This window comes from Microbacterium sp. USHLN272, from assembly GCF_037149655.1.
GTDB classification, from domain to species: domain Bacteria; phylum Actinomycetota; class Actinomycetes; order Actinomycetales; family Microbacteriaceae; genus Microbacterium; species Microbacterium galbinum.
Map to the genome: position 1 here is coordinate 1,396,545 of NZ_JBBCRA010000001.1, position 25,558 is coordinate 1,422,102.

Annotated in this window: 25 protein-coding genes; 11 read left to right on the forward strand and 14 right to left on the reverse strand. The window is 70.1% G+C overall.

The genetic code is table 11. The features are described 5' to 3' along the window. Positions 1-17: 17 nt before the first annotated feature. Together WFJ97_RS06810 and nadE are read right to left on the reverse strand one after the other, a co-directional pair. Positions 18-3,521 carry a TM0106 family RecB-like putative nuclease gene (locus WFJ97_RS06810; protein ID WP_336640907.1) on the reverse strand — a complete coding sequence of 1,168 codons (3,504 nt, stop codon included), beginning with the start codon at positions 3,519-3,521 and terminating at the stop codon, positions 18-20. Between the two features lie 70 nt (positions 3,522-3,591). Further along, positions 3,592-4,410: an ammonia-dependent NAD(+) synthetase gene (gene nadE / locus WFJ97_RS06815; RefSeq protein ID WP_247632817.1), complete on the reverse strand. Its 819-nt coding sequence runs from the start codon at positions 4,408-4,410 to the stop codon at positions 3,592-3,594. A gap of 114 nt (positions 4,411-4,524) precedes the next feature. Between nadE and WFJ97_RS06820 the strand changes: the two genes are divergently transcribed. Next, on the forward strand, positions 4,525-5,082 hold the full coding sequence (locus tag WFJ97_RS06820) for a phosphorylase family protein (RefSeq protein ID WP_247632818.1): 558 nt from the start codon (positions 4,525-4,527) through the stop codon (positions 5,080-5,082). A gap of 112 nt (positions 5,083-5,194) precedes the next feature. On the opposite strand, the gene WFJ97_RS06825 is transcribed toward WFJ97_RS06820, so the two are convergent. The 5 genes from WFJ97_RS06825 to WFJ97_RS06845 all read right to left on the reverse strand — a co-directional run bounded on the left by WFJ97_RS06825 (position 5,195) and on the right by WFJ97_RS06845 (position 12,214). Beyond that, positions 5,195-8,326 carry an SMC family ATPase gene (locus tag WFJ97_RS06825; protein ID WP_336640908.1) on the reverse strand — a complete coding sequence of 1,044 codons (3,132 nt, stop codon included), beginning with the start codon at positions 8,324-8,326 and terminating at the stop codon, positions 5,195-5,197. Continuing rightward, positions 8,327-9,496 carry an exonuclease SbcCD subunit D gene (locus WFJ97_RS06830; RefSeq protein WP_336640909.1) on the reverse strand — a complete coding sequence of 390 codons (1,170 nt, stop codon included), beginning with the start codon at positions 9,494-9,496 and terminating at the stop codon, positions 8,327-8,329. A gap of 120 nt (positions 9,497-9,616) precedes the next feature. Beyond that, complete coding sequence (locus tag WFJ97_RS06835; RefSeq protein WP_336640910.1) at positions 9,617-11,062, reverse strand: MFS transporter; 1,446 nt, start codon at positions 11,060-11,062, stop codon at positions 9,617-9,619. A 326-nt stretch (positions 11,063-11,388) separates the two neighbouring features. Next, positions 11,389-11,853: a DIP1984 family protein gene (locus WFJ97_RS06840; RefSeq protein WP_336640911.1), complete on the reverse strand. Its 465-nt coding sequence runs from the start codon at positions 11,851-11,853 to the stop codon at positions 11,389-11,391. A 52-nt stretch (positions 11,854-11,905) separates the two neighbouring features. Then, a complete protein-coding gene (locus WFJ97_RS06845) occupies positions 11,906-12,214 on the reverse strand; it encodes a GNAT family N-acetyltransferase (protein WP_247623279.1) in 309 nt (102 codons plus the stop codon). Between the two features lie 325 nt (positions 12,215-12,539). Here WFJ97_RS06845 and WFJ97_RS06850 point away from each other — a divergent pair, with 325 nt between their 5' ends. The 4 genes from WFJ97_RS06850 to WFJ97_RS06865 are packed head-to-tail and all read left to right on the forward strand — an operon-like array spanning position 12,540 to position 14,879. Beyond that, positions 12,540-13,250, forward strand: coding sequence for a winged helix-turn-helix domain-containing protein (locus WFJ97_RS06850; protein WP_247623280.1), 711 nt, complete (start codon positions 12,540-12,542; stop codon positions 13,248-13,250). Between the two features lie 46 nt (positions 13,251-13,296). Next, complete coding sequence (locus WFJ97_RS06855; protein WP_336640912.1) at positions 13,297-14,250, forward strand: DNA-3-methyladenine glycosylase family protein; 954 nt, start codon at positions 13,297-13,299, stop codon at positions 14,248-14,250. Between the two features lie 15 nt (positions 14,251-14,265). Next, positions 14,266-14,475, forward strand: a complete 210-nt coding sequence (locus tag WFJ97_RS06860) for a hypothetical protein (protein ID WP_247623282.1) — start codon at positions 14,266-14,268, stop codon at positions 14,473-14,475. Beyond that, positions 14,475-14,879 carry a VOC family protein gene (locus tag WFJ97_RS06865; RefSeq protein WP_336640913.1) on the forward strand — a complete coding sequence of 135 codons (405 nt, stop codon included), beginning with the start codon at positions 14,475-14,477 and terminating at the stop codon, positions 14,877-14,879. Before WFJ97_RS06860 ends, WFJ97_RS06865 begins: the two co-directional genes overlap by 1 nt. Before the next feature lie 9 nt (positions 14,880-14,888). Here the strand turns inward: WFJ97_RS06865 and WFJ97_RS06870 are convergent, their stop codons facing one another. Both WFJ97_RS06870 and WFJ97_RS06875 read right to left on the reverse strand, forming a co-directional pair. Beyond that, positions 14,889-16,352 carry an MFS transporter gene (locus WFJ97_RS06870; RefSeq protein ID WP_336640914.1) on the reverse strand — a complete coding sequence of 488 codons (1,464 nt, stop codon included), beginning with the start codon at positions 16,350-16,352 and terminating at the stop codon, positions 14,889-14,891. A gap of 52 nt (positions 16,353-16,404) precedes the next feature. Beyond that, the gene (locus tag WFJ97_RS06875) at positions 16,405-17,751 is read right to left on the reverse strand and encodes a M20/M25/M40 family metallo-hydrolase (RefSeq protein WP_336640915.1); all 1,347 of its coding nucleotides are present in this window, start codon (positions 17,749-17,751) and stop codon (positions 16,405-16,407) included. 48 nt (positions 17,752-17,799) lie between these two features. On the opposite strand from WFJ97_RS06875, the gene WFJ97_RS06880 reads away from it, so the two are divergent. From WFJ97_RS06880 to WFJ97_RS06900, 5 genes are all read left to right on the forward strand, one after another. After that, positions 17,800-18,810 (forward strand): FUSC family protein, encoded by a 1,011-nt coding sequence (locus tag WFJ97_RS06880; RefSeq protein ID WP_336640916.1) that lies wholly within the window; start codon positions 17,800-17,802, stop codon positions 18,808-18,810. Between the two features lie 118 nt (positions 18,811-18,928). After that, complete coding sequence (locus WFJ97_RS06885) at positions 18,929-19,204, forward strand: hypothetical protein (protein ID WP_336640917.1); 276 nt, start codon at positions 18,929-18,931, stop codon at positions 19,202-19,204. A gap of 5 nt (positions 19,205-19,209) precedes the next feature. Continuing rightward, a complete protein-coding gene (locus tag WFJ97_RS06890; RefSeq protein WP_336640918.1) occupies positions 19,210-19,608 on the forward strand; it encodes a DUF1801 domain-containing protein in 399 nt (132 codons plus the stop codon). A 91-nt stretch (positions 19,609-19,699) separates the two neighbouring features. Beyond that, positions 19,700-19,966 carry a glutaredoxin family protein gene (locus tag WFJ97_RS06895; RefSeq protein WP_336640919.1) on the forward strand — a complete coding sequence of 89 codons (267 nt, stop codon included), beginning with the start codon at positions 19,700-19,702 and terminating at the stop codon, positions 19,964-19,966. Positions 19,967-20,064: 98 nt separating this feature from the next. After that, on the forward strand, positions 20,065-20,478 hold the full coding sequence (locus WFJ97_RS06900) for a VOC family protein (protein ID WP_247632828.1): 414 nt from the start codon (positions 20,065-20,067) through the stop codon (positions 20,476-20,478). 6 nt (positions 20,479-20,484) lie between these two features. Here WFJ97_RS06900 and thrC read toward each other — a convergent pair whose 3' ends face one another. The 5 genes from thrC to WFJ97_RS06925 all read right to left on the reverse strand — a co-directional run bounded on the left by thrC (position 20,485) and on the right by WFJ97_RS06925 (position 24,713). Further along, complete coding sequence (thrC, locus tag WFJ97_RS06905; protein ID WP_336640920.1) at positions 20,485-21,888, reverse strand: threonine synthase; 1,404 nt, start codon at positions 21,886-21,888, stop codon at positions 20,485-20,487. Between the two features lie 105 nt (positions 21,889-21,993). Then, on the reverse strand, positions 21,994-22,488 hold the full coding sequence (locus tag WFJ97_RS06910; protein ID WP_336640921.1) for a methylated-DNA--[protein]-cysteine S-methyltransferase: 495 nt from the start codon (positions 22,486-22,488) through the stop codon (positions 21,994-21,996). 36 nt (positions 22,489-22,524) lie between these two features. Continuing rightward, entirely contained in the window at positions 22,525-22,932 is a 408-nt protein-coding gene (locus WFJ97_RS06915; RefSeq protein WP_336640922.1) for an arsenate reductase ArsC, read from the reverse strand. An 18-nt stretch (positions 22,933-22,950) separates the two neighbouring features. Then, positions 22,951-23,553, reverse strand: coding sequence for a response regulator transcription factor (locus tag WFJ97_RS06920; RefSeq protein ID WP_336640923.1), 603 nt, complete (start codon positions 23,551-23,553; stop codon positions 22,951-22,953). Next, complete coding sequence (locus WFJ97_RS06925; RefSeq protein WP_336640924.1) at positions 23,550-24,713, reverse strand: sensor histidine kinase; 1,164 nt, start codon at positions 24,711-24,713, stop codon at positions 23,550-23,552. The genes WFJ97_RS06920 and WFJ97_RS06925 overlap by 4 nt, the downstream gene beginning before the upstream one ends. Before the next feature lie 153 nt (positions 24,714-24,866). Here WFJ97_RS06925 and WFJ97_RS06930 point away from each other — a divergent pair, with 153 nt between their 5' ends. After that, a complete protein-coding gene (locus tag WFJ97_RS06930; protein ID WP_247623295.1) occupies positions 24,867-25,394 on the forward strand; it encodes a small multidrug efflux protein in 528 nt (175 codons plus the stop codon). Positions 25,395-25,558: the final 164 nt, after the last annotated feature.

Consider the following 25,558-nt stretch of genomic DNA (forward strand, 5'->3'; position numbering starts at 1 on the left):
GCACAGGTTCGCCTCGGTCAGTCCGCCGCGCCCACCAGGCGGGCGAAGGCGCTGAGCCGCGCCACACCCTCCGGCGTATAGGGAAGATCGTCGAGCAGTGCCGGCGAGTGGATCAGGTAGGCGACGCACTGCGCGCGGGAGATCGCGACGTTCAATCGGTTCTGCAGAAGCAGGAACTCGGGACCTCGCGGGGCATCGCGTCCGCTGGAGGCGGCGAGCGAGGTGATCGAGACGACCGCTTCCTTGCCCTGGAAGTTGTCGACGGTTCCGACAGGGACATCGCCGAAGCCCGCGGACGCGAGCGCCTCGTGCACGAGCTGGCGCTGCGCGTTGTACGGCGTGATGACGATGATGTCGGCCGGGGTGAGCGGGCGGGTCGTCACGTTGTCATCGTCGGTGTCGGCGTTGGCGCCGGTGTGGTCGGTGAACGTCCGACCGACGAGATCACGGACGATCCGCACGACCTCGGCGGCCTCCTCGGGCGACTGCGTCGCGTTGCCGCGATGTCTCAGCGGCACGACGTGGAGCCCGGGGTCGATGCCGTCGACGGATCGCTTCTCGGTTCCCGGCGCGGAGGCGAGCTTGCCGGCGTAGGCGAGTTTCGACACCGGCGCGGCGACGAACGGATGCATGCGCCAGGAGCGGGCGAGGAAGTAGCCGTACTCGGGGCGCACGACCGCATCGCCGTCCATCACCCATCCCAATGCCGAGGTATCGACGGGTTCGGGGTGCGCCCCCTGGCTCACCTGCGGCAGTTGCTGCGGGTCGCCGAGGAGCAGCAGGCGCTTCGCACCCGCCGCGACCGCGATGGTCGAGGCGAGCGAGAACTGTCCCGCCTCGTCGATCACGAGCAGATCGAGACCTCCACGCTCGACGCGGGCGGTGTTGCTGAAGTCCCAGGCGGTGCCCCCGACCACGACACCCTCATCGGCGTGCTCGGCGAGGAAGGCCGCCATGCCGCTCTTCGGGATCACCGTGTACGCGGGATCGGAGTCGGGGTCCTTCGGCGCCTTCGCGACCTGCGCGGGCGCCACGCCGTCGGCGACGACTCGGGCGAGCAACGTCTCGATGATGGCGTGGGACTGCGCGACGACCCCGATCTTGAACCCGTGCTCGTTCACGAGCCGGGCGATCACGCGTGACCCCGTGTAGGTCTTGCCCGTTCCGGGAGGCCCCTGCACCGCGAGGTAGCTGCGGTCGAGGTCGAGCACGCCCCGGACGATGGCGTCGATCGGGTCGCCGGCGACGGCCTCCACCGGCGGAAGCGGCGCGCCCGAGCGTGTACGCGGCGGGATCCGGCGCAGGATGTCGGTCGCCGGATCCTCCGGGAACCCCGGAGCTGCGGCGTGCACGGCGTCGGCCCATTCGTCGATCGCTCCCTGCAGGGAGACGACCCGCGGCGGCGCGGCGGGCGTCAGGGCGAGGGGGAGCTCGTCCCAGGTCTGCCCCTGGATCGCCGTCTCGGTGATGAGGAATCCGTCGTCGAGAACCTCGGCCACCGTCACGGCGTGCGGCACGTGCACCGCGCGCGAGGGGATGTCGACATCGAACGGCGCCGGTGCCTCGTATAGTGCGAACGGCTGCGCTCCCACACCCAGCGTCGTTCCCGGCGAGACCTCACCGCGGATCTCGATGTCGCGGGACATCACCCGACGTCCCTCGCCGATGCTCCACTCGCGGCGCATGACCGAGGAACCCGCATCGACGCGCACCACGTCGCGCGTGCCCTCCCACATCGTGACGGGCTCGCGGAGCCGCTGGAAGTGCGACACCCAGAAGCTCTTGGCCTCGCGCGGGAAGTAGTCGATCGCCGCCGCAGCGATGCGATGGACCTGGCCGTCCTGCCCCGCGTCGACGGCGCGCTCCGCGTCGGCGAGGAGTGCCACCGAGCGAGGCGAGGGCTCGTAGATCACCTGATCGGCGGCGTCGGGAGGGGCGGGGCTGACGCCCTTCTGCCGCGCGATCTCGATCAGCCAATTGCGCAAGCGGCGCGTCGAGACGCAGTCGTAGCGGTTGTAGTCCGCGAGATCGGCGAGCACCGCGTCGGCATCGCTCTGCTCGCCCGCGGCCGCGAGCTCACGCGCGGCGACGTACTGCACGATCGAGTCGTCGCCCTTCTGCACGTCGCTCGTGCGCACGTCGTCGCCCATGTAGAGGGGCTCGAGCTTCTTGATCGAATACGAACGCGATCCGACGCGCACCGTGCGCAGCACCAGGGGGTAGAGGTCGACGAAGACCCCCTCACGGAGCAGTCGATCGACCTCTCCCTCGCGCACTCCGTGTCGCGCCGCCATCGCCACCAGGTGCGAGGTCTCGTAGGGCGCGTAGTGGTAGATGTGCATGCCGGGGTGGGCGGCCCGGCGCACCGCGACGAAGTCGAGGAAGGTCTCGAACGCGCGGCGCTCCTCGGCGAACGTGTGCGCCCAGATGGCCGTGTACTGGTCGGCGTTGTCGACCCAGCCGAAGAGGTAGTCGATGCCCCAGTGCGACTCCCCGATCGGCGCCGGCTCCGTGTAGAGCGGGTCGCCTTCGAAGTCGAAGAAGATGTCGCCGCGGCTCGGCACCGGGAGGGTGTGGATCGCTGGCGCGTAGTGCACGTCGAAGGTGGGGGCACCGCTGGCATCGGCGCGGAGCTGAAGAGCCGCCTGCGCACGGAGTCCTTCGAAGGTGTCGACGTTCATTCCCGCCGGTGCCGCGGGCGCGGCGGCGAGCTCGTCGATGGTCGCGATACCCGCCGCACGCAGTCGGGCGCGCTGGACAGGACGCATGCGCGCGACCATCAGCAGGTCGCGGTGCGCGATCACCTGTTCCTCGCACGTCGCACAGCGGCCGCAGGCGACGACCTGCAGATCTCCCCGGTCGTCGCCCCAGGCGAGCGGTTCGCCCTCCGCCCCCGCATCGATGCGTCGATCAGAGATCAGCGCGCGCAGGCGGGCTCGACGCACCTGGAAGAGCGGGAGCAGGTCGTCGACGGCGTGCGTGCTCAGCGTGCCGTCTCCCAGGATGAGATCGACCTCATCGGCGCGCGGCACTCCCAGTCGATCGAGTTGGTCGACGTATGCCGCGAGCTGCATCAACGCGGTGACGCGCGCCTTGCGCGCCAGTTTCGAGTCCTGCACCCGCCAACGGCCGTCGGCATCGCGACGCAGGAAATCGGCGAACCCCACGAACTCCTCGGTGGCGAACGCCGCCTGGAAGACGACCTCCGCATCCGAACGCAGAGCCGCCAGGCTCTCCTCGACCGCAGCACCCAGCGCCGCGGCATCCGTCGACGACACCTTCGCGATCTGGCGCACCGCGTCGTCACCGAGCTCGGCGACGTACCGCGCGAGCACGTTCCGCTCGTGGACGTCACCGAGCAGCGCCGCACGCGCGAGTGTCGCGTCTTCGGGCTCTTCGACCGCCGGAACACGGCCCAGCTTGGCGTCGATCGCACGGCACCAGGCGAACTCGCATTCGGCTGCGGCCTTGAGGTCGCTGGCGCTCCAGATGACGCGCTGCGCCTGAGTGTCGATCCGCACGATGCTCCATTTCGTCGTGCTTCGACACTAGCTGCGGCATCCGACATCGCCGCAGCTCACGGCACTCGGGTCAGCGCCACCAGGTGTCGTCGGGCGTCACGGGGAGGTTGCGCTTGTGCTGGGTCGCGAGGTAGCGCGCTTCGATCCGGCCGGCCACGTCGGAGTCCACCGGGCGCCCCTCGAGGAAGTCGTCGATCTGCTCGTAGGTGAGTCCGAGCTCGTCCTCGTCGGCGCGTCCGGGTTGTCCGTCGAGCAGATCCGCCGTCGGCACCTTGAACGCGAGCCGGTCGGGGGCGCCGAGGAACTGCAGCAGCGCGCGACCCTGTCGCTTCGAGAGGCCGGAGAGCGGCAGGATGTCGGCGGCCCCGTCACCGAACTTCGTGTAGAAGCCGGTCACCGCCTCGGCGGCGTGATCGGTGCCGATGACGAGGGCGCCCTCGTGCCCGGCCAGCGCATACTGCGTGACCATGCGCACCCGTGCCTTGATGTTGCCCCGGTTGAAATCGCTGATGTCGCTGGTCACGGCGAACTCGATGTCCTCTTCGACGCCGTCGACGCCGTTCTGGATGTTGACCTCGACCGAGCTGTCTGCGGCGATGAAGGCGAGTGCCGCCTCGGCGTCCGCTGCGTCGTGCTGCACCCGGTACGGGAGGCGCACGGCCAGGAAACGGGCTTCTCCGCCTTCGGCACGCACGCGCTCGACCGCGAGCTGTGCGAGGCGACCGGCGAGCGTCGAGTCCTGACCACCCGAGATCCCGAGCACGTAGCCTCGGGCGCCGGTGGTTCGGAGGTAGTCGGCGAGGAACTGCACCCGCCGTTCGACCTCGGACTCGGGATCGATCTCGGCGCGAACACCGAGGGCATCGGAGATCTGCTTCTGCAGGGACACGGCTTCCTCCACTCTTCCTCGTCCCAGTATCTCCCGGTCCTGTTACGGAGGGATGACGCATCGCGGATGCCCCGCGGCTTCGCGTCGCCCGCCGGCACCTGGCAGGATGGCGAGGTGAAACTTCTCGTCGCCGCCATGGCATCCGAACTCGAAGCGTTCCCCGAGAACCTCGAAGGATTCGATCAGCTCGTCACCGGCGAGGGCAAGATGCAGGCGACGTACGCCCTCACACGCGCGCTCGACGCGAAGCCCTACGACGAGGTCGTCGTCGTCGGCACCGCGGGTGGGATCGATCCGGATCTCGACGCGAGCGTCCACGAGATCGGGAGCGCCCTGCAGCACGACGTGTTCGATCTCGACGGCATCGCGGGCCAGCACGTCTCACTTCCGGCGCGCGTGTCGACGGGTCGCGAGGGCGTGCTGATCGCGACCGGCGACAGCTTCGTGGGCGATGCCGGCATCACGGCGGTCATCCGCCCGTCCGGCGCCGGACTCGTCGATATGGAGACCTACGCGTACATCTGGGTCGCCGAGAAGTTCGGGGTGCCGATCCGGGCGTTCCGCGCGATCTCGGATCGCGCCGAGGAGGGCGCGCTGGTCGATTTCCGGGCGGCGATCGCCCGGTGCAGCGTCCAGCTGCGCGAGGTCATCCGGCAGGAGTACGGCGTCTGAGCGGTGCCGCCGTCCGCGCATGTGCGCGGATGCCGCGTCAGCACGCCTGAGCGGATGCCGCGTCAGCACGCCTGAGCGGATGCCGCGTCCGCACGGCTGAGCGGATGTCGGGTCAGCGCGTCTCGATGACGCTGGGCCCGGCACTCGTCGCACGTACGCGGAGCTGCGCCGGGATCTGATCCTGCATCGCCTCGACGTGACTGATCACGCCGACGGTTCGACCGCCCTGCCGCAGTTCGTCGAGCGTGCGCATCGCGACGTCGAGGGTGTCGGCGTCGAGAGACCCGAAGCCCTCGTCGATGAAGAGCGTGTCGAGACGGATGCCGCCGGCCCGGGCCGTGACCACCTCCGCGAGTCCGAGCGCGAGTGCGAGAGAACTCAGGAAGGTCTCGCCGCCCGAGAGCGACTGTGCGGGACGCGTCTGCCCGGTGAAGGCGTCGTGGACGACGATGCCGAGCCCCGATGCGGCGCCGCGTGCGGCGAGGGCGTCGGAGTGCCGGAGCTGGTAGCGGCCCGTGGACATATCGCCCAGCCGACGGTTGGCCGCCTCGACGATCTCCTCGAGCTCGGCGGCGAGCACGAAGGTCTCGAGCGTCATCTTTCGTGTGTTCGGACCCCGACCGGCGATCGAATCGGCGAGGTTCTGCAGCACGGCGTGCTCGGCCATCTCCTCGGCGCTGCGACCGTGCTCGTCTGCGGCGGCCGCGGTGAGCGACGTCAGCCGTTCGAGCACACCCGCTGCGGCTCCGGCGGCGGAGACCGCGGTGATCCAGCCGCCCCGGGCGTCGGCGGCGGATGCTTCGAACGGCGCGATGTCGATCGGTTCGTCGGGGAGCGCACGCATCTCGAGCGGCAGGAGGATGCTCTTCTCCTTCTCGCGGCTCACCGCGTGCCGTGTGATCTTCTCCTCGAGTGCGTCGCACTCGCGCGGCGAGCGCAGAGCAGCGCGGGCGTCGTCGATCGTCTCGAAGGGCGAGTCGGCGAGTGCGCTCCGTCGAGCCGTCTCAGCCTCGGCGCGAGCGAGCTCCCGCTGTTCGAGGTCGCGGAGCGCGGAGGCGAGCGCCGTTGCAGCGGCGATGCCGTCGCTGGTGATCGCGATGCGCGATGCGACCGAAGGGAATTCACCTCGTGCCTCGATGATGCGCGCCTCGGCTTCTCGGGCACTCTGCTCCTGGGCGGCGAGCGTCTCGCGTGCCGCCCCCACTGCCGCCTCCGCGGCGGCGCGCTCGTCGTCGAGGGCGTCCGCTCGCGCGGAGATCGCGGCGATGGCGGCGTCATGGGTGGCGAGAGCGCTCTGCGCTTCGATCGAGGATCGCCGCTCGGTCTCGAGCGCCTCGAGTTCGGCCAGCGCCGTCTCTGCGGTACGACCCTCCGCGGCGGCCTCCGCTCCGGCGATCTTCTCGCGGAGCGACACGTGATGCTCGGAGGCGGCACGTTCCCGTCGAGCAGCCAGGTCACGCACGGCCTCGGCGGCCTCGACGTCGTCTGCCGACACCGGGTCGGCGTGCACGGCGGGAGCCGGATGCTCGCGCGATCCGCACACGGGGCACGGTTCCTGAGCCGTGAGAGTAGAGGCGAGTTCTCCCGCGAAGCCGTCGAGGCGCCGTCGACGCAGGAGCGCGAGCGCGGTCTGAGCCGTCGCCAGCTCGTCGGTCGCCTCCGCGAGCGCACGCTCGGCCGCGTCGCTCTGCTCCCGCAGCTCTTCGCGACGACGCACGGCCTCCGCGCGGGTGATCGCCTGGTCGCGCCGTCGGGTGAGGTCGTCGAGACGGTCAGCGGTGCGCCTCGCTTCGTCACGCGCGTGGGTTTCCCTGGCGAGCTCGGCGGGCAGGCCGCCCTGCTCCCGGACGAGCTCGGCGACGCGTGCGGCGGCCTCACTCGCCGCGGCACGCGCGCGTTCGATCTCCGCGTTGCGGGAAGCGGAACCCTCCTCGAGCAGAGCGGCCTGCTCCCATGCGCCACGCTCGCTCAGACGCTCGGCAACCCAGTCGTTCAGCAGGTCGACGGTGGGGGCGTCGAGACCCGCATCGACGGCGCCCCACTCGTCTTCCGCGATCCGCGCCGACTCCGCCGCGGACTCCGCGGCGCGTGCGGCCCGTTCGGCGGCATCGATCACTGCGCGGAGGGCCTCGGCGCTGCGCGCGGACGCGAGCGCGACCCGATCCTCGTCGATCTGCGGCTGCTCGGCGTCCAGTATCGCGAGCGCGGCACGCGAACGGTCGCGTTCGCTCTGCGCCGCACGTTCCTCACGAACCTCGGCGAGTCGGGCATCCGCCGCCGCGAGTGCGCGCTCGGCATCGTCGCGTTCGGCACGGCGGCGCTCGCTGCGATACGCGGCTCGCGCCTCGGCGCGGCGAAGATCGTCGAGGCGTCCGCCCGTGTCGGCGGCGGGCACGTCCCGCGACGCCGCGGCTCCGGGTGTCGGCCCACCACCGGAAGCGCCGGCGGACTCGGAAGCGAACGGCTCATCCGCCGCCGCAGCGCCTCCGGACGCCGCGGACTCGCCGGACGCCGCGGACTCTCCGGACGCCTCGGACTCCGCGGTGTGCGCGCGCTCATCCGCTCCCAGCGCCTCCCGAGAGACGAGCGCCTCGGCCTCGTCGAGCCGCGCTCCGATCGTCGCCAGACGCAGGTCGAGTGCGCGTTCCGACGCTCGACGCCGCTCATCGAATCGCGTTTGCACGTCGTCGAACCGCTCGGTGCCGAACAGCCGGCGGAGAAGTGCCTGGCGGTCCTTGCTGTTGGCGAGCAGGAACTCCGAGAAGCGGTTCTGGGCGAGGAGGATCACCTGCAGGAACTGCTCGCGGCTCAGTTGGAGGATCTCGTCGAGCTCGTGAGCGACGTCGACGGCGCGGGCGGCTCGCCCGATCCATCCCGACTCCGTGTGCTCCTCGAGAGCCACCGCCGGTGCCTGTTTGGTCAGACCGCCCCCGCGCTTGGCCGGGCGCAGGTACTCGGGCGAACGAGTGACCCGATAGCGACCCGCCGGGGTGCTGAACTCGATCGAGACCTCGGAGATGTCATCGGGCTCGCAGTAGTCGCTGCGCAGCCGCTTCTCGCCGCCTTCATAACGCGGCACTCCGCCGTAGAGCCCGAAGCACACGGCATCGAGGATGCTCGACTTGCCCGCACCCGTGCGACCGGCGATCAAGAAGATGCCATCGTCGGCGAACGAGTCGAAGTCGACGACCTGGCGCGAGCGGAACGGACCGAATCCCTCGGCCTCCAGGCGGTGCAGGCGCATCTAGACGAGCGCCTCTGCGCGCACCCGGTCGTCGAGCACCTCACGGATGAGCTCGATCTCACGCGCCGTGGGCCCGTGGCCCTCGCGGACGTGCTCGAGGAAGGCGGCGATGCGTTCGTCGTCGCTCACGGCCTCGCGCAGACGCGCCGCGTACGACCCTTCACCGCTCTCGACCGTCGTCGCCGGCAGGTGCTGCACCAGTGCGCAGAACGGAAAGCGCTCGCGGAGGCGGCGCATCGGCTCGGTCTGCGGAAGCGCGTCGGTGTAGGTTGCGCACACCCAATCCTCGGCGTGAGCCGCGACGTTGTCGTCGGAGAGGATCTCGTCGAGGGTGCCCGTCAGAGTGACGAGCCGGCGCGGAACCGGGAGGTCGAGCCACTCGACACTGGCGAGCCCGCTCTCTCCGATCTCGACGAGCCAGGAGCCGCGCGGCTTGCTCTGCTCGCCGAAGCTGTAGTGCAGCGGCGCTCCGGCATAGCGCACGCGGTCGCTCAGGCGGTTTCGGCCGTGGATGTGCCCGAGAGCGACGTAGTCGGGGCCGTCGAACACCTCGAGCGGCACGACGTCGAGCCCGCCCTGGCGCACCTCGCGCTCGAGCCCCGTCGTCGCATCGACTCCGGCGGCGAAGCAGTGCGAGATCGCGACCGAGCGACCGTCGTGACGCGCCATGCCCTCGCGGACGAGATGCATGGCATGCGCCATCGTCTGCGCCTGGGTGCGCAGGGGACGTCCCTCGGCATCTCCCTCGGGCCAGTGCTGGCGCACGATCGCGGGCTCGAGGTACGGGATCCCGAAGAAGTTCACCGGACCGTCGACATCGTGAATCGTCACCGGCGTGCCGATCGCCAGCGGATCGGTGAGCACGTGGATGCCCTCGCGCAGCAGCCGGGCCTGGAAACCGAGTCGGGCCGCCGAGTCGTGGTTGCCGCTCGTCACGACGACGCTCGCCCCCGTGTCGTGCAGCGCGACCAGCGCATCGCCGAGCAGGGTGTAGGCGGGACCCGATGGCGTCGCGGAGTCGAAGACATCGCCCGCCACGACCACGACGTCGACCGCGTGCTCCCTCACCTGCGCCGTGAGCGCTCCGAGCACCTCGGCCAGCGCGTCCATGGTCGAGTTGCCATGGAAGGTGCGGCCGATGTGCCAGTCGGAGGTGTGCAGGATGCGCATAATCACACGGTACGAAGGGCCACCGACATTCCGTCCGAGGCGTGCCGCAGCAGCCGTTCCCCGGCGGCGGATCGACGGGGCCGATCGTCGATCCGCCGCCCGACGGGCGACCGGCTCCGCTCAGTGCGCGGAGGGGACGGCCTCTCCGAGCGACGGCAGCAGCTCGCTCTTCGATCCGCGAACCATGGTCGCCGCGATCACCGAGGCGGCGACCATGAAGATCGATGCGGCGATGAACGTCCAGCCGTAGGCATCCGTGAGCCGCTCCGGACCGACCTCTGTCTGCGCGTGTCCACCGACCGCGGCCGCGTAGACCGCCGTGAACACCGACAACCCGATCGATCCGCCGATCTGCATCGCCGAGTTCGCGACCGCCGACGCCACCCCGGCGTCGTGCGGCGCGACCCCCGAGAGCGCCAGGTTCTGCAGAGGGATGAACACGAAGCCCATCCCGATCCCCAGCAGCACCAGCGCCGGGGCGATCTGAACGACGTACGCACCGTCCGGTGTGATTCCCGAGAGCGTGAACAGGCCGACCGCAGCGATCAGCGGGCCGACCACGAGCATCGGGCGCGGGCCGATCACGGGCAGCAGCTTGGTCGCGATCGGCGCGAGCACCATGGTCGCGAGCGGGAGCGGGAGGCTCGCGAGCCCGGCCTGGAGCGCTCCCATGCCGAGAACGAACTGCAGGTGGAACGTCAGGTACACGGTCGCGCCGATCATGATCGCGCCGGCGACACCCTGGATGAGGAACGCGCCGCCGCGCACGCGGTCGGCGACCACGCGCAACGGGAGCAGCGGGTGCGCGACCCGACTCTCGACCCAGACGAAGAGTCCGAGGAGCACGCCGCCGAGCACGAGGAAGCCGATCGTCAGGGGCTGCACCCACCCGCCCTCGGCGAGGCTGAACCCGTAGACGAGGGACCCGAGTCCGAGGGTGACGCTCAAGGCACCCGCGATATCGAGGCGCTTGCTGCCCTCAGCCGCGCTCTCGGTCAGCACGATCGCCCCACCCGCCACGCCGATCACGACGAAGACGAGGTTGACGAGCAGGCACCAACGCCAGTCGGCGAATTCGGTCAGGACGCCGCCGAGCAGCATGCCGATGGCCGCGCCGGTGCCGGCGACCGTGCCGAACACGGCGAAGGCGGTGTTGCGCTCCCGTCCAGTCGGGAACGTCACGGTCAACAACGCCAGAGCCGCCGGCGCGAGGAGGGCGGCGAACACGCCCTGCAGGCCTCGCGCGAGGACCAGCTCCCAGCCCTGCTGGGCGAGACCGCCGTAGAGGGAGGCGGCTCCGAAGCCGAGCATGCCGATCAGGAACGCCCGCTTGCGTCCGATGAAATCGGCGATCCGGCCGCCCAGGAGCAGGAGCGCTCCGAAGGCGAGGGCATAGGCCGTCACGACCCACTGGCGCTGCACGTCGCTGAGATCGAGAGCGGCCTGAGCACGGGGCAGGGCGATGTTGACGATGGTGCCGTCGAGGACGACGACCAGTTGGGTCAACGAGAGGACGACGAGCGCCCACCATCGGGTCTGAGGGCGGGCGCGCAGGGATGACGACATGGAAAAACCTCCGGTGTCTGGTGAAGGATGCCGGAGGTTTCGAGCCTCGGACCAGCGCGCCGCGGGCGCCTGACCACCTCAGCCGACGGGGCTGAGCAGAGCTCGACTATAACAAGTCGATCGAGAGGTTCGTAAGCGGAAGGTCCCCTGACCCACCCTCGTCACGACGATCGGCACGCGGTGATGCGAGATGCGCGGTGCGCGATCACCTGTGCGGCGTGCGGGGCTGCGCGATGCGAGATCAGGGCTGCCCTCCGCCCACAGGTGCCGGGACTTGCCCCTCCCGGCGGGGGTTGTGCCCGCCTCGTCGTGACTACCGACTTCCGCTACTCCTCCAGATCGTTCGTCCAGTTCGCCTGCTGGATCCGGTTGTCGAGTTCGCGCAGCTCCTGCGCGACCCGATCCGCGTTCGCCCGCAGCTCCGCCACGGGGAGCGCCGAGATCTGTCGCAGCTCCGAACGCATCTGCCGGGGGAACTGCGTGTTGCCGGATGCCGATGCCGCGGCATCCGCCAGCAGCGAATGCCGGAGCCGCAGCACGTCCCGCGTCGCGAGCGCGTCGGTCATCGTGCCGTCGGTCCCCAGATCGAGCCGTGCATTCGTGGCGTTGATCCGGCGAATCAGATCGCGCAGCCGTGCAAGGTCGGCTTCGGCGTCGACGAGCAGTGCGTTCGCATCCTCGGAGGGCTCCTCCCCCTCCTGGAAACGGGCGTTCGCTGTGATCCGCGCGCGAAGCTGTTCGATCCGGCGCTGCAGATCGGCCCGTGCGGTGAGTGCCTCGGCGAGTTTCATACGCCCCATCCTTCCAAATCGACGTCGTAACACAACGTCACGGACGAGGCGGTCACCGTGAGCGCAGCAACGACGCCTTCTCGGGGTGCGCCGAGAACCAGTCGGCGACGTACCAGCAGACCGCGTCGACCTTGCGGTCGCCCCGCTCCTCGATCTCGGCGACCGCACCCTCGACGACCGTCCCGGCATAGCCGTGGCCGCGGAAAGTCGGGATCGTGAAGGCCCGAGTGAGCGCGATGGTGCGACCGTCGTCGCGGTAGTCGAGCACGCTCACGAGCTGCCCGTCGCGGGTCAGCGTGTAGCGGGAGGCGTCCTTCTCGTCGGTGAGGATGAAGCCGGAGGCGAGCGTCGATTTCGTCATCGGAACCACGTTACGCCCGCCGCGCGATCGTGTGGTCGTTTTGACACGGGCCGACACGATCGGACATAATCCCCCCATGACCACCAACGCACGCCCTTTGTCCGCCCAGGAGGCGAACGGGACTGCCGGGATGATGATGCCCGGTCGCGTTGGCATGTGTTGCCGAATGTGCAGCTGAACGAACAGCCACCCGCCGACCCCGTCCCTCGCGATCTTCGAGGCAGGGGTCCCCGAGCATCCACCCTTTGCTCGCTTCCCGGCTCGCCCCGGTCATTCATGCAACGCATCAGAGCCCATCGGCTCACGTCCTGAGGACTTCATCATCATGTCGAACATCGCACTTCTCGAGCGTCCCGCCACCGCCCCGCTGCGCACCGTTCCCGCACGCACCGAGGCAGACGCACCGTTGAACACCGCCGCCGATCTTCCCGCCGCCCGTTCGCCGCGCGGCTTCGCCCTCTATGTCGGTCTCGACGAGATCAAGGCCGCCGAGGCCGGCGTGAGCCTTCCGCTGCTCGTCGACGCCCTCCGCCGCACGCTCGCCGAACTCGCCCCCGGCGCCGAGACGCACGCCACGGTGGCCCTCGCCCCGCACGGCTCCGGCGGCAAGGACCTCGACGTGGTGCGTCTCGCCCTGCACGAGCCCGGTGCGATCGCCCGCACCAAGGCCGCGGCCGAGGATGACGCCGTCGACGAAGAGGGCGGCGTGACGGTCGACATCTCGCGCAAGCGCGTGCTCATCGACGGCGAGTCCGCGGCGTTCACCTACAAGGAGTTCGAGCTGCTGCAGTACCTCGTGCTCCGCGAGGGCCGCACGATCGAGCGCTCGGAACTGGTCTCGGCCCTGTGGCAGGCCCAGGACGACGAGACGCCCGGTGAGCGCACGATCGACGTGCACGTTCGCCGACTGCGCGCCAAGCTCGGCCGCTACGAGGACATCGTCCGCACCGTGCGCGGCATCGGCTACCGCTTCGATCGCCACGCCGACGTCGTCATCCGCTACGGACACGGCACCCCCTCGCCCGACCGTTTCTGACCCGCGCACCCATCGCTCTGTCGGACGCCCGACGTAGGGTGGGCGCATGACGATGACAGCGGATGCCGATGCGGCCGAGGCCGCGCGCGCTCCGCACGAGATCGTGTACCGACCGGAGCATCCGCTCGACCTGCTGCGGACCGTGGGGATGCTGCGTCGCGGACGGAACGACCCCACGACCGTCATCGACGGCGGCGTCATCTGGCGCGCTCTGCGCACCCCCTCCGGCATCGCGACGATCGCACTCCGCGCCTCTTCGGGAGAGGTGCGGGCGACCGCCTGGGGCCCGGGAGCCGGCGATGCTCTCGACCGGGTCCCCCGGCTCTGCGGGGCCGACGACGACGCAGAGGGCTTCGATCCGACCCGGCATCCGCTGATCGCCGATGCCGCCCACCGTCACCCCGGTCTGCGGCTCACGCGTACCGACGAGGTGTTCGACGCGCTCGCGTGCGCGATCATCGAGCAGAAGGTCACGGGCATGCAAGCCTTCGGGGCCTGGCGTTACCTCGTCACCCGCTACGGCGAGCGCGCCCCCGGCCCGACCCCGCGGCCGATGCACGCCGCTCCCCCGCATTCCGTCTGGCGCACGATCCCGTCGTGGATCTGGCAGCGCGCCGGCGTCGAGCCGCCGCAGTCGAAGACGCTCGTGCGCGCGGCGCAGCGCGGCGACAGCATCGAACGCGCCACGCGCGCCGCAGAGACCGGCGTCGACCGCGACCGCGTGCTCACCAGCCTGCCCGGGATCGGCCTCTGGACCTCGGCCGAGACGCGCATCCGCGCGCTCGGAGATGCGGATGCCGTGAGTGTCGGCGACTATCACCTGGCGCACCAGGTCGGTTATGCACTGACCGGCACGCGCACGGACGACGACGGGATGCTCGCGCTCCTCGCCCCGTGGGAGGGCCATCGGCAGCGGGTGCTCCGCCTCATCCACGCCAGCGGCGTGCAGGAGCCGCGCCGAGGTCCGCGCCTCGCGCCCGAGGACCACCGCGCCCGCTAGCCCTAGGCTGTGACCATGAACCCGTCTCGTCGTCGACTCGCGCTCCGCCTGATCGTCACCGTCGGCCTGCTGGTGCTCGGCGTGGTGATCGGCCTGATCTTCCAGAACGTCTGGCTCGGCGTGCTGCTCGCCGCCATCGTCTGGATCGGGTGGTTCCTCGGCTACGAGTCGCGGCGCGGGCACAACGCCGGCGTCAACGACGAGGACCACGGCATCGAGCTCTGATGCCCCTCCTCGATCATCTCGGCATCACGGTCGCCGACCTCGAACGCGGGCGCGCCCAGTTCGCGCCTGTGCTCGCCGCGCTCGGCTTCGCGATCGGTCACGGCGACGATCACTCGCTCTCCTGGAACAAGGATGACGAGACCGAGCTGATCCTCATGGCACCGCGCGACGACGACCCCGAACCGCACCGTCACGGACGCGTCGGCTGGCAGCACCTGGCGTTCGCCGTCGGCTCCCGCGAGGACGTCGAGCGTCTGCACGCCATCGCGGTCACCGCCGGCTGGACACCCGTGCGCGAGCCCAAGGAGTACCCGCGCTTCACCGAGCGCTACTACGCGTCGTTCGTCGAGGACGACGGCGGCATCCGCATCGAATTCATGCACAACCCGCCGCGCGACGCCTGACACCCGAGATCAGACGACCGGCGACGCCTCGACCTCGGCGGGACGATCCGTGAACGCCGTCTTCGGCACGAAGACGAGAGTGACGGCCGCCACCAGGGCAGTGACGCCGCACACGATCCACACGGTGAAGTACCCGGCGAGCGACCCAGCGGTGCCCTCGGCCGCCGCACCGGCCGACTCGGCCACGCCGTTCAACAGCGCGATGCCGAACACGCACGACGCGATCGCCCCGCCCACGGTCTTGACGGAGTTCGTCAGGCCGGTCGCCACGCCCGTCTGCGTGGCGGGCGCACCGGATGCCGCCGCCGCGGGAAGCGCAGCCACGAGCGCTCCGGAGCCGAGCCCGGCGATCACCATGTTCGTCACGACCTGCGCGTAGGTGTCGTGGAACGGCAGGAACAGCAGGAACCCGATCCCGACCAGGAGCGACGCGCCCATCAGCGTGAGCCGGGGCGTGGTGCGACGGGCGACCAGCGGGAACAGGAGAGCGCCGGCGATCATCGCGATGAGATAGAGCCCGATGATGAGCGAGGTCTGGAAGCCGGAGGTGCCCAGCCCGTAGCCGTGCGCACCCGGGTCCGTGCGCGCGAAGGTCGACAGCGGAGCCTGCGCGCCGAGCACGCTGACGCCGAAGAGACCGGCGGTGAGGAACACCGGGCCGAGTGCCGGTGAGCGGAACATGCGCACGTCGATCAGCGGATCGTCGCGGCGGAGCTCCCAGAGCACGAACGGCACGACCAGCACGATCCCGAGCAGCACCACCGCCCACGACCACGGGTTCACGAGGCCGCCCTCGAGGCGCAGCAGGCTGAGTCCACCGGTGAAGCACACGAGGGCGAGCGAGATGAGGATGAGCCCGACCGTGTCGAACGCACCGCCCGTGGGGTCGGGCGACTCCCTCACCCCGAACAGGATGACGAAGAAGCAGACGACGATGAGGATCGCCGGCACGAGGAGCACGACCGTCAGCGGCAGCACATCGATGAGTGCACCTCCGGCGAGTGCACCCAGGATCGCTCCCCCCTCGAGGGCGGCGACGAGGAGACCCGCGGCCTTCGCCGTGATCGTGGAGCGCCCCTCCATCCGGCGCGACCGCGACCAGATCAGGGCGATCTCGAGCGGCAGCCAGACGACGTAGAAGCCCATGAGCGTCCACGCGACGAGGAAGACCCCGAAAGAGTCGGTGAACGGCAGCACGAGTGCTGCCGCGGCGGTGAGGGCCGTCGAGATCAACAGCATCCGCTTGTGGCCGACCATGTCGCCGAGCTTCGCGAAGGCGGGCACCACCAGGGCCGACAGCATGAGCTGCGTGCCCTCGAGCCAGTTCACGTCGGCGTCGTGGATGCCGAGGTGCCGGGCGATGTCGGTGAGCATCGGGGTGTAATACCCCTGCAGCACGCCGCTGGTGAACTCGACGAACGCGAGGTAGCCGACGACGGCGGCCAGGGTGCCCAGTGTGCGCGTGCGCGTCATCGCGACTCCTGCTTCTCGTGGGGCCCCCGGACCCATCGAGGGGCGACTGAGATCACACTAGCCGTTCGAGGAGAGCGCGATGGAACCGCTCTCCCCGCGCGAGGGCGGCGATCTCGACGTTCTCGTCGACGCCGTGGATCGATGCCCGCTGCGCGTTCGACATCTCGAGGGGAGCGAAGCGATACACCGCCGGGGCGAAGCGATGGAAGTGCCGCGAATCCGTCGCCGCCATCATCACGTACGGCACGGCCGGCACGCCCGGATGCGAGATCTCGAGCGCCTCGGCGAGCAGCGCGAACTGCGCGTTCTCGGTCGACGATTCGGGCGACGGTTCGCTCGCCTCGACGACCTCGACCTTCACGAGCGGGTCGCGCACGCGCCGACGCACGCGCAGAACCGCCTGCTGCGTCGTCTCTCCCAGAGCGATGCGCAGATTGACGGTGGCGGATGCCTGCGACGGGAGCACGTTCGCCGCGGTCCCGCCCGACTGCATCGTGGGCGCGACGGTCGTGCGCACGAGCGCCGCCGGCTCTCCTCCGAGCGCGGCGAAGACCCGCGCCGTGAGCAGCGGCGCGGAGGCGAGCACCCGGAGCAGGTGCCGCGCCGATCCGGGCGTCTGATCGGCGAGGCGCGACAGCATCCGGAGGATCGCCGTCGACGCCCGCGGCCGGAACGTCGTGGGGCCCAGCCGATCGACCGCGCGCGCGATGCGCCGCACCGCCGTGAGGGTCGGCGGGGCGGAGGCATGACCGCCGTCCCCGCGGGCCGAGAGCCGCACGGTCATCACGCCCTTCTCGCCGACGCCGATCATCGCCGCACGCCCGGGTACGAACGGCAGGGGTGCATCGACCACCGCTCCTCCCTCGTCGACGACGAGCCAGGGAACGATGCCGCGGTCGCGAAGCACCGCGGCGATCTCCTGCGCCGCGTACCCGTAGGTCTCCTCGTTGCCACCGAACGACAGGTAGACATCGCGCGCAGGGACGAAGCCGTCGGCGAGCAGGTTCTCGACGGCTTCGAGCACGACGATCAACGGCCCCTTGTCGTCGAGCGCGCCCCGCCCATAGACGATGCCATCGGCGATCACACCGGCGAAGGGAGGATGCGTCCAGGCATCGCTCTCGTCGACCGGGACGACGTCGTAGTGAGCCATCAGCACGACCGGCCCCTCGGATGCCTCCGCCCTCCCGCGCCAGTGGAAGAGGAGCCCGAAATCGGTGTGGCGCTCGAGCGCGAGACTCTCGTGCGTCAACGGGTACAACTCGGCGATCAGGGCGACGAAGGCGTCGAACGGCTCCCGTCCCCGCTCTTCGAGCTCGGCCGAGACGGTCGGCAGCTGGATCATCCGCGAGAGGCGTTCGTCGATGCCGGGGCGCACGGTGGGGGTCACGTTCGCCATCGTATCGACCGTGTCCGCCTCCGCAGGAGCGAGGAGGAGAATGGAGGGGTGAGCCTCTTCGCCTTCGCCCCCTCCCGTGGACCGCGTTGGCCCCTCGCCCTCCAGGCCGCGATCGGCATCGCGGCACCGATCGCCGTGTCGACCGTCCTCGGCCAGGCACCGCTCGGCTACATCGCCGCCTCCGGTGCCTTCACGGTGCTCTACGCGGGCTCCGCCCCGGTTGTCGATCGTGCGCGCGTGCTGCCGATCATCGCCGTCTCGTTGCTCCTGAGCGCCGCCCTCGGCATCCTCGTCGCGGGGAACACTCTCGTCGTGAGCATCGGTGTCGTGGTGGTCGCGACCGTGAGTGCGGCTCTCGCGTTCGGTTTCCGGCTCGGCCCTCCCGGACCGCTGTTCTTCGTGCTGGTCTACGGCCTGTCCGCCCACGTCGTCGCCTCCGGGACGATCGACCCGTTCGTCTATCTCGCAGCCCTCACCGGCGGTTGCCTGTTCTCGTACCTCGTCGCCCTCGCGCCGCTCGCGCTCCCCCGCATCCGGCGGATCCGGGCGCGCCCGATGCGAGAGCTCCTCCCCGGGCCGGCCTGGAACGCGGATTCCCGGATGCTCCTGCTCCGCGTCGTGATCGTCGCGATCGTGGGCGTGCTGCTCGGCCTCGTGATCGATCCCGATCGCACCTACTGGATCGTCGGTTCGGCCGTCGCCGTGATCGGTGTGGCCGCCGCACGACGCGCCGCCTTCCAGCGCGGGCTGCATCGGATGCTCGGCACCGTGGTCGGCGCCGGCCTCTACGTCCTGCTCGCCCTGCTGCATCCGGCCGGCATCTGGCTGGCCCTGCTGCTGGGGCTGCTGCAGTTCTCGATCGAGCTCGTCGTGGTGCGCCACTACGCCCTCGCCCTCGTATTCATCACCCCGCTCGTGCTGCTGCTGACGGGCGCGGCGACCGGAAGCATCGGGTCGCTCGACGTCGCGGGCGAGCGGATCGTCGACACGATCGTCGGTGCGGTGCTCGGCGCCGCCTCGGGTGTGCTGCATCCGCGGGCGGAGGCGAGGGATGCGTGAGGGCGCGCTTCCCCCTCCACCGATGACGACCTGAGCGAGTTTTCCACCGATCGTGAGTAGCGAGCCGCGAGGTGATCCGGACCTTGGCAGGATGGGGACCGCCACTCACAATAGGAGGATGATCGCTTTGACCGAAGCACAGACGTGGACGATGATCGGCGCGTTCATCGCTCTGATGTTCGGCATCATGACGATCATGTCGACGCACATCACTCGGGTCATGCGCGCCGAGATCGGTGGACTGCGCGCCGAGATGATCTCGCGGTTCGAAACAGTCGACGCTCGATTCGTCGCCGTAGAAGCTCGATTCGACGCGGTGTCGACTCGCATCGACGGACTCGACCGCGACGTGCAGGCGCTCGTGAAGCGCAACTTCGGCCTGGACAGCGAGTGACCGACGTGACGCGGGACGGCGCGATCGACGAGTACCACGCACGCCTCGCTCCGGCCGACCGCGAGATCGCCGACCGGCTCGCCGCGGAGATCGAGCGCGGTCTTCCCGCGGCGACCGGCAAGGTCTGGCACGCGCATCCCGTCTGGTTCCTCGACGGCAATCCGATCGTCGGCTACAGCAGGCTGAAGGACGGGATGCGGCTGATGTTCTGGAGCGGGCAGTCGTTCGCGGCACCGGGTCTTGAGGCATCCGGGTCGTTCCAGGCCGCCGATGTGCTCTTCGTCGAGGCCGACGACGTCGACACCGACGCGGTCGCCGCCTGGCTCGCCGAGTCGCGCGCGATCCAGTGGGACTACGAGAACATCCGCAGGAATCGCGGCCTCGTCAAACGCACCGCGTTCTGAGCGGCGCCTCGCGACCGAGTCCTGGCGGCGGGAACACGAACCTGCGCTCGGCGGTTGCATCGGTGGAGGCATCCGCCGAGAGGAGACGCACATGGAGCTGACGCTCGTGACATCGGCGTTCTGCGGTGCGTGCGCGCGCACTCGCGCCGTCCTCACCGACGCCGTACGGTTCCTGCCGGATGCGACCGTGACCGAGATCGACGTGGCACGCGATCCCGACGCGGCGGAGTCCCTCGACATCCGCTTCACCCCGACGGTCATCATCCGTGCGGCGAACGGCGAGACGGTCTTCCGCGCGGAGGGCGTGCCGACCGTCCCGCAGGTGCTCACCGCCGCGGTTCGCGCTCTCCCGGCCTGAACCGGGACGCGCTCGCCGACCTCTCTTGTGCGCGGTGACGGACCGACGCAGACTGATCGTGCCTCGAACCCGGGGCATCCCTCTCACCAGGAGCAGTCATGGCGAATCTCAACCCGTACCTGTCGTTCCGCACCGACGCCCGCCAGGCGATGGAGTTCTATCAGAGCGTGCTCGGCGGAGACCTCGACATCAGCGTGTTCGGGGACTTCCCCGACATGGTGCAGGATCCCAGCCAGAAGGACCTGGTCATGCACGCGCAGCTCACCACGCCCGACGGCCTGGTGCTCATGGCGTCCGACACCCCCGACGGGATGCCCTACGAGAAGCCCGCCGGGATCTCGGTCTCACTCAGCGGCAACACGCAGGCGCGCACCCAGGAGGTCTGGGACAAGCTCGCCGAAGGCGCGACCATCACCATGCCGCTCGACGTTCCGCCGTGGGGCGGAACGTTCGGGATGCTCGTCGACCGGTTCGGCATCGACTGGATGCTGCACGGCGACCCCGAGGAGTGACGCGCGTCAACGCAGGGCGTGCGCCTCGATGAACGCGCGCAGCGCGTGCTCGTCGTCGGCCATCTCGGTGACGTGCTGGGGGGCGCCGAGCATCTCGCGGAGTTCCTTCGAGTAATCGAGCTCGACACCGATGGCCTCGTTGATCGTCTCGGCGAACTTGTGCGGCTTCGCGGTCTCGAGAACGAGCATGGGCACGCCCTCCTCCACGTACTGACGCGCAACCTTCACTCCGTCGGCCGTATGCGGGTCGATGATCTCCTCGGTCGAGGCGTACACCGAACGGATGGTCTCGAGCCGGTCGGCGTGCGTCGACGTGCCACTGACGATCCCGTACTCGAGCGCGAAGCGCGGCTGGTCACCGGCGAAGTCGAAGTAGCCCTGCTCATCGAGGTCGCGCCAAGCGCCGACGACGCGCTCGGGGTCACGGCCCACGAGCTCGAAGATGAAGCGCTCGAGGTTCGATGCCTTCGAGATGTCCATCGACGGGCTCGACGTCGCGAGCGTCTGCGCCGCGTTGCGCGGCCGGTAGACACCCGTGCGGAAGAACTCGTCGAGCACGTTGTTCTCGTTGGCGGCGAGCACGAGGCGGCGGATCGGCAGCCCCATCTGCTTCGCGAAGAAACCGGAGAGGATGTTGCCGAAGTTGCCCGACGGAACGGTGAACGACACCTCGGTCGGGCCGTCGGCATCCGTCGCCCGCAGCCACGCCCAGAAGTAGTAGACGACCTGTGCGGTGATGCGCGCGAGGTTGATCGAGTTCACGGCGCCGAGGTTCTGCGCCCGCTTGAAGTCGAGGTCTCCGGCGAGGTGCTTGACGAGGTTCTGGCAGTCGTCGAACACGCCCTCGACGGCGATGTTGTGCACGTTGTCGTCGTCGAGCGAGAACATCTGCGCCCGCTGGAAGGCGCTCATGCGGCCCTGCGGTGAGAGCATGAAGACCGAGACGCGCTCCTTGCCGCGCAGCGCGTGCTCGGCGGCGGATCCGGTGTCGCCCGAGGTCGCTCCGAGGATGTTGAGCACGGATCCCTTGCGCTCCAGCGCGTACTCGAGCACCTGCCCGAGGAACTGCATCGCCATGTCCTTGAAGGCGAGCGTGGGCCCCTCCGAAAGCCCGACGAGCGTGAGACCGTCGCCGATCGAGCGCAGCGGCACCACGTTGCCCGGGAACGGCGCATAGGCCGCCTCGGTCATCCGGGCCAGGTCCTCGCGCGGGATGTCGGTGGCGAAGAGGCCGAGCACCTCGGTCGCGAGCTGCGGGTAGGTCAGTGCCCGCCAGCGCTCGAGCGTCTCGGCGTCGACGGTCGGCATCTCGGCCGGGACGGCGAGCCCTCCGTCGGGCGCGAGGCCCTCCAACAGCGTCTCGCTGAACGGCTGCGGCTGCATGCCGCCGCGGGTGGAGATGAACTGCACGTTGGCTCCTCGGTTCGGGACTTCGGCACGTCCATTCTCGCAGGACGTCGGGCGCGTCGATGACGCGATGACGGATGCCGCCGCCGGCGCCTCCGGAACGATCCGTCAGAACAGCGACGCGGGCAGCGCACCCTCGTGCTCGAGCAGCCAGCGCTTGGTCTCGAGACCGTGGCCGGGGACGCCGCCCGAGTACCCGCCGAGACCGTCGCCCGCGACGACGCGATGGCACGGGACGATGAGGGGCACCGGATTGGCGCCCATGATCGATCCGATCCCCCGGGCGGGGACCTCGGTGCCGCTCCGGGCCGCGAGGCCGCCGTAGGTGAGGGTCTCGCCGTGGCCGACGGTCTCGTACAGCGCCGTCAGGACGGCACGGGTCGCGACGGTCTGCTCGCCGAGCTCGATCGGCAGGTCGAACCGCGTCAGCCGACCGGCGAAGTACGCGGCCACCTGCCCGAGGGCTTCGCTCAGCAGCGGATCCGGGCCGAGCTCGGCCCCGGCCGGGGCCTCGGTGATCCACGTCACGCGCGTGACCGCCGTGCCGTCACTGACCACTCCGATGACTCCCACCGGCGTCGGCAGCGTTCCGAACCACGACATGCCCCGGGCTCCCTCCGGCCGCAGCCCCGCAGAGGATCAGACGAGTTCGGAGACGAGGGTCTCGATCCGCGCGCGGATCTCATCCCGGATCGGGCGCACCGCGTCGATCCCCTGCCCGGCCGGGTCGTCGAGCGTCCAGTCCTCGTAGCGCTTGCCGGGGAAGAACGGGCAGGCGTCGCCGCATCCCATGGTGATGACGACATCCGATGCCTGGACGGCCTCGGTCGTGAGCACCTTCGGCTGCTCGGCGGTGATGTCGATGCCGAGTTCGCTCATCGCCTCGACCGCGACCGGGTTGATCGCGTCGGCGGGCATCGATCCGGCCGAGCGCACCTCGATGCGGTCTCCCGCGATCTCCCGCAGGAATCCTGCGGCCATCTGCGAGCGGCCGGCGTTGTGCACGCACACGAACAGGACCGAGGGCTTAGCGGCGACGGAGGTCATGATGCCAGGATAGGCGGCTCAGATCCACCCGCGCTCCTCCGCGAGGAGAACCGCCTGCTGGCGGGTCGCGACCGAGAGCTTGCCGAGGATCGCCGAGACGTGATTGCGCACGGTTCCCGGGGCGAGCGAGAGGATGCGGGCGATCTGCCCGGTCGTCTCGCCGCGCCGCCCCGCACGCAGCACGTCGAGCTCGCGATCGGTCAGCGGCGAGCGCTCGTCGCTGAGGGCATCGGCGGCGATCTCCGGATCGACGTACTTGCCGCCGGCCGCGACCTTGCGGATGACCGCGGCGACCTCGTTCGCTCCGCGGGACTTGGGGAGGAAGCCCGACACCCCCGATGCCAGCGCACGACGCAGCACACCCGGCCGCGCGTGGCGGGTGACGACGACGCAGCGGGTCGCGATGGCGCGGTTCAACCGCTCCGCGACCTGCACGCCGTCCAGGCCCGGCATCTCGAGGTCGAGCAGGCACACGTCGGGCTCGAGGCGCAGCGCCTCGGCCACCGCTTCGTCGCCGTCACCGCACTCCGCCACCACATCGATGTCGTCTTCGAGCCGCAGCAACGCGGCGAGCGCCGACCGGATCATGCCCTCGTCGTCGGCCAGCAGCACGCGGATCATCGCGCGTCCTCCGCGGGGACGGTCGCGGTGACGACGAACTCGTCGCCGTCGTCACGCACGTCGAGCGCTCCGCCGACCTCGGCGAGACGGCGGCGGATACCGTCGAGGCCCGAGCCATCGGCATCCGATTCCTCACCCTCCGCACGGTCGTTCGCGATCGTGTAGCGCCAGTGCGAGCCGTCTCGAGCCAGGGTGAGCCGTGCCCGCGCGCCGCCGCCGTGGCGCAGGGCGTTCGTGGTCGTCTCGCGGATCACCGGCCCGAGGGCGGATGCCGGCGCGGATGCCGCGTCCGGGGCGATGCGAGCTTCGACCTCGAGGCCGGCGGCGGTGAGCAGGTCGCGGGCGTTGGCGAGTTCGTCGCCCAGCGGCACCGAGCGGAAGCGGGTCGCGAGGTCGCGCGTGCCCTGCCGTGCGTCGTCGACGCTGGAGCGCGCCGCGCGGAGCTGCTCCATACCGGCATCCGCGTCGACGGGCATGAGCCGCTCGGCGAGTTCGAGCTGCAACGCGATCACCTGCAGATGGTGCCCCTGCAGATCGTGCACGTCGGTGGCGACGCGCAGACGCTCCTGGGTGGCCGCGAGCCTGACCTCGGAGGCTCTGGCGCGGTCGAGCGTGTTCAGCACATCCCACCACCACAGCGTGCTCACCGTCATGATCGGCAGGAGCGCGGTGTAGAAGATCGGCATCCACCACACGGCTGCCGCCTCGTCGTGGGCATCGATGAATCCGAGCGCCCCCATGACCAGCACCGCCGCGATGGTCACGCGGTACCGCACACCGGCGGGCCAGTTGAGCAGCGCGAGCGACTGGATGATCGGCATGAGCGCGAGCTGCCAACTGCCGAGCGCGATGCCCGCGACGACGCCGAACGCCACCGCGACGGTCATCGGCAGGAGGATGCTCCGCCATGCTACGCCGGGCTCGGCATCGACGCGGTGCCGGTAGTCGCGCAGCAGGAGCGCGGTGGACGCCCACCAGATCAGGCCGCCTATGGCCACGATCATGCCGGGCACGATGCTCTCGGGCTCGGCGAACGCGAGCACCGTCCAGAAGAACACCAGCATGAGTTCGAGGAACAGCACACCCGACACCGTGTACCACCAGGTGGCGATGATGCCGCGCGCGAGTTGGCGGGCTCCGGGTGTCGAGGGGGTGCTCACCCCACCACCCTAGAGCCGTGACAGTTGTCACCCCTCGGTCGTGCGGAGCGCGTGGATTCCGGTGACACCGCGGCACTGCCGGGATCGGACCCCAGCGGGTGAACTGGATGCATCGCAACGGAGAGACCGTTGCCGCACAGACCGGAGGACACCATGAACCTCATCGAGACCTTCCAGAACCTGGTCGCCCAGGTGCCCGAGCTCGTTCAGCCGCTCATCGTCGCCCTCGCGGGCGCCGTCCCGTTCATCGAGGGAGAGGGCGCCGCCTCGATCGGCATCATCGGCGGCATCCATCCCGTCGTCGCCGCCATCGCGGGCATCGTCGGCAACTTCCTCTGCGTGCTGGTGCTCGTGCTCGCCAGTTCCGGCGCACGGCAGGCGATCGTGCAGCGCAACCGCTCCCGTCAGCTCGTCGCGGCCGGCGGCGACGCAGCGGCGATCGAGACGCCGGAGGCGGCGAGCCCGCGCAAGCAGAAGTTCCAGAACGCTCTCGAGCGCTACGGCGTTCCCGGGGTGAGCCTGCTCGGCCCGCTGCTGCTGCCGACGCAGTTCACGGCGACGATGCTCGCCGCGACCGGCGTGAGCAAGACGCGGATCCTCTTCTGGCAGGGACTCGCGATCGTCGCCTGGACCACGCTCCTGACGATCATCGTCGGCGGCGCCGTGCACGTGATCGCCTGACGCGAGATCTCCGGAGGGGGATGAGGGGCGGCATGTGGGGACCGCCGCCCCTCGGGTGTGGTGCCCGAAGCACCGACGTGATCGGGGAGATCACTTGAGGGTCCTGGGGAAGGGCCCGTCGAGTACAACGAGGGGCGTCGGAGAATCTGACGCCCCTCGTTCGC